Annotated in this window: 6 protein-coding genes; 4 read left to right on the top strand and 2 right to left on the bottom strand. The window is 61.1% G+C overall.

Features of this window, described 5'->3' with window-relative positions:
- Nucleotides 1–489 (bottom strand): helix-turn-helix transcriptional regulator (locus EN893_RS17030; RefSeq protein ID WP_164900923.1); only part of this gene is annotated, 489 nt, incomplete at its 3' end.
- A gap of 227 nt (nt 490–716) precedes the next feature.
- Between EN893_RS17030 and aceA the strand changes: the two genes are divergently transcribed.
- The 3 genes from aceA (at nt 717) to EN893_RS17015 (ending at nt 2,985) form a co-directional block, all read left to right on the top strand.
- Nucleotides 717–2,006, top strand: a complete 1,290-nt coding sequence (aceA, locus tag EN893_RS17025) for an isocitrate lyase (protein WP_127268366.1) — start codon at nt 717–719, stop codon at nt 2,004–2,006.
- Nucleotides 2,007–2,059: 53 nt separating this feature from the next.
- Nucleotides 2,060–2,302, top strand: coding sequence for a hypothetical protein (locus tag EN893_RS17020; protein ID WP_127268365.1), 243 nt, complete (start codon nt 2,060–2,062; stop codon nt 2,300–2,302).
- A 278-nt stretch (nt 2,303–2,580) separates the two neighbouring features.
- Nucleotides 2,581–2,985 carry a response regulator gene (locus tag EN893_RS17015; RefSeq protein ID WP_236383383.1) on the top strand — a complete coding sequence of 135 codons (405 nt, stop codon included), beginning with the start codon at nt 2,581–2,583 and terminating at the stop codon, nt 2,983–2,985.
- 66 nt (nt 2,986–3,051) lie between these two features.
- Here EN893_RS17015 and EN893_RS17010 read toward each other — a convergent pair whose 3' ends face one another.
- Nucleotides 3,052–3,768: an HAD family hydrolase gene (locus tag EN893_RS17010; RefSeq protein ID WP_127272725.1), complete on the bottom strand. Its 717-nt coding sequence runs from the start codon at nt 3,766–3,768 to the stop codon at nt 3,052–3,054.
- Nucleotides 3,769–3,932: 164 nt separating this feature from the next.
- On the opposite strand from EN893_RS17010, the gene EN893_RS17005 reads away from it, so the two are divergent.
- Entirely contained in the window at nt 3,933–5,369 is a 1,437-nt protein-coding gene (locus EN893_RS17005) for a glutamine synthetase family protein (protein ID WP_164749124.1), read from the top strand.
- The last annotated feature ends 24 nt before the right edge of the window (nt 5,370–5,393 follow it).

Raw genomic sequence — 5,393 nt, 5'->3', positions numbered from 1 at the left:
GGCAGCGAAATGGTTCGGCCGGCGCTCGAAAATCTCGTGCACCTCGTCGATCGGCAGGCGGGCGCCGGAAAGCGCCGTCGCCCGACCTTCGCGCGCCAATAGCTCGTTTAGGTCGGACAGGCGCTCGGCCTGCTCGCGATAGGCGCGGAACAGTTTTATCACCGCCGCGGACGCGTTGGGCGCGGCCTCGGCAAGCTCGATCAGTTCCTGATCTCCCGGCAACTCGCCGACCAGCAGGGGATCGGTGAACACTTCCTTCAAGGCAGCGACCGACCCCCTCGCCTCGCCCTGCAGCTCGTGCGGATCGACCTTGTAGACGGAGGCCAGTCTGAGGATCAGCTGCACCGTCAGCGGCCGCTGGTTGCGCTCGATCAGATTGAGATAGGAGGGCGAAATGCCAAGACCCTCGGCCATCGCCGTCTGCGTCAGGCCCTTGGCGTTGCGGATGCGGCGGATGCGCGGCCCGGCGAAAATCTTCTGGTCAGCCACGGACTGTCCTTTACAGCATTTACACGAATTTCTGGGCTCGGTCCTTTTACAATAATGACAAATTTACAACGCACCTCTGTCAAACGCAACACAGGTTTTCTCTTATATTCCGTCGGTTTCCCTGATTTTTGTGGCTGATGTCGCGCAGAAATGTAAATCCAGTCATAACCCAACGACCCCAAATTCTTGAAGCCTTGACACAGTTCAGCAATTCCTCGGAGTGACCAATGACTGATTTTTACAACCTCGTGCCATCGGCCCCGGAAGGTCGTTTCGACGGTATCGAACGGCCCTACTCCGCGGCGGATGTGAAGCGTCTGCGCGGTTCGGTGCAGATCCGTCAGAGCCTCGCCGAAATGGGTGCCAACCGGCTGTGGAAGCTCATCCATGAGGAGGACTTCGTCAACGCGCTCGGTGCCATGTCCGGCAATCAGGCGATGCAGCAGGTGCGCGCCGGGCTGAAAGCGATCTACCTGTCGGGCTGGCAGGTTGCCGCCGACGCCAACACGGCTGGCGCGATGTATCCGGACCAGTCGCTCTATCCGGCCAATGCAGCGCCCGAACTGGTCAAGCGCATCAACCGGACGCTGCAGCGCGCCGACCAGATCGAAACGTCCGAAGGCAACGGGCTTTCGGTCGAGACATGGTTCGCGCCAATCGTCGCCGACGCGGAAGCCGGTTTCGGCGGACCGCTCAACGCCTTCGAAATCATGAAGGCCTTCATCGAGGCGGGCGCCGCCGGCGTCCATTATGAGGACCAGTTGGCGTCGGAAAAGAAATGCGGCCATCTCGGCGGCAAGGTGCTGATCCCGACCGCGGCGCACATCCGCAACCTCAACGCCGCGCGCCTGGCGGCGGACGTGATGGGCACGCCGACCCTGGTCGTCGCGCGCACCGATGCGGAAGCCGCCAAGCTGCTCACCTCCGACATCGACGAACGCGACCAGCCTTTCGTCGACTACGACGCCGGCCGCACGGTGGAAGGCTTCTACCATGTCAGGAACGGCATCGAGCCCTGCATCGCCCGCGCCATTGCCTATGCGCCTTACGCGGATCTGATCTGGTGCGAGACCTCGAAGCCGGACCTGACGCAGGCCAGGAAATTCGCCGAGGGCGTGCGCAAGCATCATCCCGACAAGCTGCTCGCCTACAATTGCTCGCCCTCGTTCAACTGGAAGAAGAACCTCGACGACGCGACGATCGCCAGGTTCCAGAAGGAGCTCGGCGCCATGGGCTACAAGTTCCAGTTCATCACGCTCGCCGGCTTTCACCAGCTCAACTACGGCATGTTCGAACTGGCGCGCGGCTACAAGGCGCGGCAGATGGCGGCCTATTCCGAGTTGCAGGAAGCGGAGTTCGCGGCCGAGGCCGATGGCTACACCGCGACCAAACATCAGCGCGAAGTCGGCACCGGTTATTTCGACGCCGTGTCGATGGCGATCACCGGTGGCCAGTCATCGACCACCGCCATGCATGAATCGACAGAGCACGCGCAGTTCAAACCGGCCGCCGAATAGCGAACAGAAGAACTCAGAGGAAACGCCCAACAGGGCTTGGAAGGAGAAGACCAATGGCATCGATAAGCCGTGTCAAGGAACGCGCCGAGGAACAGTCGACGACGATGAACGTCGACCAGCAGGCGACGATCCGCATGCTGGCCAACGACCTGCACCGCCTCAACCAGTCGGTGATGAAGGCGGTCGAGGCGGGCGTCTCGGTGGAGCTCGTGCGCTCGGCACGACATCATGGCGGCGACGGCAACTGGGGCGATCTGCTGATCCCGGTGATCGTCACACAGCAGCGCCACGGCTGACCGGAATCCATGCAACCGGCCCTTCACCTGCGCAGCCCCTGCGCAGGTGAATTTTCTTTTTATGAAACGCACTTGTGGACAGTTGAGTACAGTAGCGTTGCTTGAAATTCACTGCTCCGGCGATGATTTCAGGCACTTTTATTTCAACTTGACATAGGCTCCGATCTCACGCCAATTGCGCTCCGGATTCAACTCTGCATTGAAATAGGGGCGAGCTTCTTGGCCGACTTGTGTGCCCGGTGAATGGCGAAGGCGAGACTCCAAGACATCCGAATCCGGTGACCCGCGGTTCAACCACCGAGGCGGTCCGCGATCCGTCGCAGGTGCTTGTCGTCGGCAAATCGCCAATCAATCGCGTGGTGATTTCAAAGATCGTCGAGCGATCCGGGCTCAAGCCGATTTCCGAATCTCCCGACACGGCGGCAAGGATCTTGCGGTCGCTCATTCCCGGCGCGGTTGTCCTTGACGGCGGCGCCGACAACAAGGACTGCGACAATCTGATGTCCAGCATCGACGCGTTGCGCCGCGCCTCGGGCAAATCGCTGCCACCAGTAATCCTGCTGTCAACCAAGAATGGCACCAGGGAAAGTCTGGGCCTGTCTGGTATCATCGACGTGGTGGTCGCCAAGCCGATCACGCCCGAACGGTTGCAACCGGTGATCGATCGCCTGATTGGCCGCTAGAGCAGCCAGAAAAAGTGCGCGGAGTTTCCGTCCGGGAATCAGAAAACAAACAGCTGGATCCTGTGATCAACCTGCATTCACGATGCTTTCGATCAGTCCGGGCAGTTGTCCGAGATCGGATATCTGGCGGTATCTCGTTTCAGCCACCGGCGCCTCGACATGCTCCAGCACCCAGGTCAGTTCATGCGGCACGTGGACGCCCCAACCGCCGGCCTCGATGGCCGGTACCACATCCGACTTCAGCGAGTTGCCGACCATCATGCTCTTCGCGGCACCATCGCCGTGGCGGCTGAAGATCCTGCTATAGGTGGCAGCATTCTTGTCACTGACGATCTCGACCGCGTCGAACAGATCGCCAAGGCCAGAGCCAGCCAGCTTGCGCTCCTGATCGAAGAGGTCGCCCTTGGTGATCAGCACGAGGCGGAATGCGCCGGCAAGCTTTTCGACCGTCTCGCGGGCATGCGGCAAGGCCTCGATCGGATGGTTCAGCATTTCGCGGCCGGCATCGAGAATCTCCGCTATGACCGAGGCCGGTACGCGGCCTTGCGTGACCTCGATCGCCGTCTCGATCATCGACAGGGTAAATCCCTTGATGCCGAAGCCATAGACGGCGAGGTTGCGCCTTTCGGCCTCCAGCAATCGTGCCGAGATGTGCTCCGCTTCGCCATGGTCGACGAGCATGGCGGCAAAGCGCTTTTCCGTCAGCCGGAAGAACTGCTCGTTCTGCCACAGCGTGTCGTCGGCATCGAATCCGATCGTTGTCAGTTTGCCGTTGGGCCGCATTCAATTTCTCGATTAAGATTTGGGGGCCTCGATTGAAGTGGGACGGCCGAAACTAAGCCGATTGGCGTGATTTTCAACCGCGCCGGCCAATGCCCGACGCGGCTCCCCTTCCCTTCCATAGGAGGGCACGGCTATACTCCACAATCCGCAACCCAATCTGGTGAATGATGCCGCCTGCAAAAAAGGAAGTCCGTCCGTCGAGCCGCGGAGGACGCGCCCGCACGCCTGCCTTCGTGAAAAACCAACGAGGCGTCAAGAACTGGAAGGAAGTCAGCGCCTGGCTGGAGTGGCGCGGCATCGAGGACATCGAGTGCATCACGCCCGATCAGGCAGGCGTTGCGCGTGGCAAGATGATGCCATCGAAGAAATTCACCTCCAACACCTCGCTGGCGCTGCCGTCGGCAGTCTTCATGACGACGATTTCCGGCGGCTACCCCGAGGATGGCAACGGCTTCCATTACCCGGAAGATGACGGCGACCTCAAGCTCATGCCCGACCTGTCGACGCTGACGGTGGTGCCTTGGGAAGAAGACCCGACGGCCGCGGTCATCTGCGACCTCGTCCACCAGGACGGACGCTCGGTCGAGTTCACGCCGCGCAATGTGTTGAAACGTGTGGTGGCCGCCTATGACAAGCTCGGCCTGAAGCCAGTGGTGGCGCCCGAGATCGAGTTCTACCTGGTGCGCAAGAATCCCGATCCGGACTATCCGCTGACCCCGCCGGTCGGCCGGTCGGGACGCGCGATCGGTGGCGGCGCCGGCTATTCGATCGCCGGCGTCAACGAATTCGACGAACTGATCGACGACATCTACCATTTCTCCGAAAGCCAGGGCCTGGAGATCGATACGCTGATCCACGAGGAGGGCGCCGGGCAGTTGGAGATCAACCTGCGCCACGGCGACCCGATCGAACTGGCCGACCAGGTGTTCATGTTCAAGCGCACCATTCGCGAGGCAGCACTCAAGCACGAGATCTATGCCACCTTCATGGCCAAACCGATCCAGGGGCAACCCGGCTCCGCCATGCACATCCATCAGTCGATCATCGACAAGAAGACCGGACGGAACATCTTTTCGGCCGCTGACGGCTCGGAAACCGACGACTTTTTCCACTTCATCGGCGGCATGCAGAAGCATGTGCCGAACGCACTTGTGATGTTCGCGCCCTATGTCAATTCTTACCGCCGGCTGACGCAGGCGGCGTCGGCGCCGGTCAACAACAAATGGGGCTATGACAACCGCACCACGGCGTTTCGTGTGCCGCGCTCGGATCCCGCGGCGCGGCGCGTCGAAAACCGCATCCCGTCCTCCGATGCCAACCCCTATCTGGCGCTGGCGGCATCGCTTGCCTGCGGGCTGATCGGCATCACCAACAAGATCAAGGCCGAGCCTCCCGTCCTGACCACCGCCAATGCCGACGAAATCGACCTGCCGCGTGGCCTGCTCGAAGCCGTCGACCTGTTCGAGGGCGACGAGGAACTCTGCGCGCATCTGGGCAAGTCCTTCGCCGCCACCTATGCGGCGATCAAGCGGGCGGAGTTCGAGACCTTCATGGAAGTGATCAGCCCGTGGGAGCGGGAGTATTTGTTGCTGAATGTTTAGGGGAGTAGGGGAGTAGGGGAGTAG

Origin of the sequence: Mesorhizobium sp. M7A.F.Ca.CA.004.04.2.1, assembly GCF_004022825.1 — a bacterium.
Classification (GTDB): Bacteria; Pseudomonadota; Alphaproteobacteria; order Rhizobiales; family Rhizobiaceae; genus Mesorhizobium.
The sequence above is the reverse complement of the archived record's forward strand: the minus strand, read 5'-3'. Positions and strand labels throughout refer to the sequence as shown.